General features: G+C 66.3%; 1 protein-coding gene. It reads left to right on the plus strand.

Annotated features, from left to right (window positions below; genetic code table 11):
- Window positions 1-312, plus strand: a 312-nt coding sequence (locus tag AC0IXR_RS25020; protein WP_471762591.1) for a S1C family serine protease, incomplete at both ends; no start/stop codon positions are given.

Here is a 312-nt window from a genome sequence, read left to right on the forward strand (position 1 = left end):
CGGCGTCACAGGTCATCGACCAGCTTCGTGAGTTCGGCGAGGTTCGTCGTGGCTGGCTCGGCGTGCGCATTCAGACCGTCGACGATGCCACCGCCGACGCCCTTGGCCTCAAGGGCGGCGCCAAGGGCGCGCTGAGCGCAGGCGTCGATGAGAAGGGTCCTGCCAAGACGTCCGGCCTCGAAGTCGGTGACGTCATCACCAAGTTTAACGGACCGACGGTGAAATCCTCCAGCGACCTTCCCCGCATCGTCGCCTCCACGCCGGTGGGCAAGGTGGTCGAGGTCATCGGGGTCCGAAAGGGCGCCGAGACGA

This window comes from Methylobacterium sp. AC832 (genome assembly GCF_979256025.1).